The organism is Mesorhizobium sp. M8A.F.Ca.ET.021.01.1.1 (genome assembly GCF_003998025.1).
In the GTDB taxonomy this organism is placed as follows: Bacteria; Pseudomonadota; Alphaproteobacteria; order Rhizobiales; family Rhizobiaceae; genus Mesorhizobium.
This window is the reverse complement of sequence record NZ_RZSJ01000697.1, coordinates 1-2900: the sequence shown is the minus strand read 5'-3', so window position 1 is coordinate 2900 and position 2900 is coordinate 1. Positions and strand designations below refer to the sequence as shown.

General features: G+C 64.6%; 4 protein-coding genes. 1 reads left to right on the top strand and 3 read right to left on the bottom strand.

Features of this window, described 5'->3' with window-relative positions; genetic code table 11:
- Positions 1 to 795, bottom strand: a 795-nt coding sequence (locus tag EOA36_RS32395) for a LysR family transcriptional regulator (protein ID WP_145969429.1), incomplete at its 3' end; no start/stop codon positions are given.
- A gap of 96 nt (positions 796 to 891) precedes the next feature.
- On the opposite strand from EOA36_RS32395, the gene EOA36_RS32390 reads away from it, so the two are divergent.
- Entirely contained in the window at positions 892 to 1887 is a 996-nt protein-coding gene (locus tag EOA36_RS32390) for an aldo/keto reductase (protein WP_127280892.1), read from the top strand.
- Between the two features lie 211 nt (positions 1888 to 2098).
- Here the strand turns inward: EOA36_RS32390 and EOA36_RS32380 are convergent, their stop codons facing one another.
- Together EOA36_RS32380 and EOA36_RS32375 are read right to left on the bottom strand one after the other, a co-directional pair.
- Positions 2099 to 2701, bottom strand: a complete 603-nt coding sequence (locus tag EOA36_RS32380) for a nucleotidyltransferase family protein (RefSeq protein WP_127280891.1) — start codon at positions 2699 to 2701, stop codon at positions 2099 to 2101.
- Between the two features lie 39 nt (positions 2702 to 2740).
- Positions 2741 to 2900, bottom strand: a 160-nt coding sequence (locus EOA36_RS32375) for a hypothetical protein (protein ID WP_145969428.1), incomplete at its 5' end; no start/stop codon positions are given.

Below are 2900 nucleotides of genomic sequence, written 5' to 3'. Positions count from 1 at the left end.
GCACCAGTCCTCCAGCACGCGGATCAGCCGGCCGTCGGCGAGCGGCGCGCGGACATAGTCCTCGAAGACGAAGGCGAGCCCGGCGCCGTCGACCGCCGCCTGGGCGATCAGATGGTCCTCGTCGAGGATCAGCGGTCCTTGCGCGGCAATTTCGATCTCCTCGGCGTCCTTCTCGAATTCCCAGCGGTAGAGGACGCCGCTGGAGAAACGGAAGCGGATGCAACGATGGTCCGCCAGCTCGCGCGGATGGCGAGGTTTCGGCATCGTCGCGAAATAGGACGGCGCGCCGACGACGGCGCCGCGAAGATCGGGGCCGATGCGCACCGCGATCATGTCGCGCTGCAGGCTTTCGCCGAGCCGCACGCCGGCGTCGAAACCGCCTTCGACCACGTCGGTGAAGCGGTCCTCGATGACGATCTCCAGCACGATCTCGGGATAGGCGGCGGCAAAGGCGCCGAGCCGCGGCGTCAGCGTCAGATGCGCAGCCGTGCGCGGGACGGTCAGCCGCAGATTGCCGGCAGGCCGGTCGCGCGCCTCGACGGCCGTTTCCAGCGCCAGGTCGATCTCGGACAGCGCCGGCCGCAACCGTTCAAGCAGCCGTGCGCCTTCCTCGGTCGGAGCGACGCTGCGCGTGCTGCGCGCCAAAAGGCGCACGCCAAGCCGTGCTTCCAGGCTGGAGACTGCGTGGCTGACCGCCGAAGGCGCGATCGCCAGTTCCCTGGCCGCGCCGCGAAAACTGCCGCATTGGGCAACGGTTGCCAGCACCGCAAGCTGTGAGAGATGCGCTCGGTTCATTGATCTATTTCTTGGAATGACCCGTACTAAGAAGAGCCGATTATCGAACGGACCGCAAGGCATTATTTCTGCCGCATCACAACAAGGAGACGCGTGATGAAAACCCGCAAACTCGGTACTGAACTCGAAGTCTTCCCGGTCGGCCTTGGTTGCATGGGCATGAGCTTTGCCTATGGCGGCCAGCCGGAAGCCGAGGCGATCGCCACTCTGCACCGCGCCGTCGAGATCGGTGTCACCTTCTTCGACACGGCGGAGGTCTACGGCCCCTTCGAGAACGAGATCCTGCTCGGCAAGGCGCTGAAATCGGTTCGCGGCAAGGTGACGATCGCGACCAAATTCGGCTTCAAGATCCTGGAGGAAGGCACCGGCATGGATCGCATGGCCGGTGTCGACAGCCGTCCCGAGCACGTCAAGGCTGTTGCCGAGGCGTCGCTGAAGCGGCTTGGCACCGATGTCATCGACCTCTACTACCAGCACCGTGTGGATCCGAACGTGCCGATCGAGGATACGGTCGGCGCCATGGCAGAGCTGGTGCGTGAGGGCAAGGTGCGGGCGCTGGGCCTGTCGGAGGCGAGCGCCGCCACCATCCGCCGGGCACACGCCGTACACCCGATCGCGGCCGTGCAGAGCGAATATTCGCTGTGGAGCCGCGACCCTGAAGACGATGTCTTCGCTGTCTGCCGCGAGTTGGGCATCGGCTTCGTGCCCTACAGCCCGCTCGGCCGCGGCCTGCTCACCGGCACCATCGCCAAGCCGGAGACCTTGAGCGACGATGACTGGCGCCGTGTCCTGCCGCGCTTCCAGGCCGATGCCATGGCCGCCAATGCCAAGGTTGTCGCCACGCTGGAGAAGATGGCCGCCGAGAAGGGCGTGACCTCGGCGCAGCTGGCGCTGGCCTGGGTGCTGCACCAGGGCGATTTCATCGTGCCGATCCCCGGCGCGCGGAAAATCCGTCATCTGGAACAGAACACGGCGGCGGCCGGGATCGAGTTGAGTGCGGTCGAGGTGGCATCGATCGGCGATGCGCTGTCGCCGGATAAGGTGATGGGCAAGCGCTATACGGAGGAACTGCTGACGCTGGTGAATGGGTAGACTTTTCGGCATCCGCTAGCTTTCAGACGCTGGCGCGAGGCGCCCCCTCTGTCCTGCGGGACATCTCCCCCACCAGGGGGGAGATTGGATGTCATTTCGGCCTTCGCCAATCGCCGACGTCGAAAGAAGGGCGAGACCGCCAAGCTGCCGATCTCCCCCCAAGTGGGGGAGATGGCCGGCAGGCCAGAGGGGGGCGCCTCGCGCCAGCGCCCTACCAAGGCACCACCGTAATCTCCGGCCAGTTCTCCTTTGCCCGCGCGCCCTTCACTTCATGCGTCCGCTGGTTGTCCATCACCCGGTTCGGCGTGATGCGAAACGAGAAGAGATCGTCGAGTCCGAACGGCGCCACCAGCTCCAATTGCCCATCGGCGCCGTAGCGCACCCCGACCGCATGTGTCTTCGAGGCGAAATAGCTGACGGACTCACTGGAACTCGTATAACGCGGGCAGGGCTGTCCGAACTTCTGCGGATACCACAGATGCACGCGGGCCTGGTTGCGCACTTCGACCGGCAGCGGCAGTCCCTCGAAATACCGAGCCGCCCGGCGGATCACCGCGTCCTCTGCCTCATAGGACAGGTCGGAGTCGTCGAAATAGAAGAGGTCGACATCCCTGATGCCGTAGCCCGACGACTTGCCGGTCAGCTGGTTCCAGACGCTGTTGTAGAGCGCGCCGGAAACCACCAGCCAATCCGGCAAGGCAAACGCGCGCACTCGTGCCAGCGTTTCGACAAGCAGCGGATCAGCCTCGACGATGCCGAGAAACGCACTTCGTTGTTTCTCAAACGGGAGCCCGGAATAACGCAAATGGTCCATCGCCCTTTGGAGGGCGATTCGCCATCTACCCGCAATCCTTTATCCCCGCAGCACGCCACCCGTTTGCTTGCCGACATTCTCGACGATGCGCTTGGCCAGCGCCTCGAAATCCTCGTCGGTCAGTGTCTTCTCGACCGGCTGGATAGACACTTCGACGGCAATCGATTTTTTGTCGGCTCCGAGCGACCCACCCTCGAAG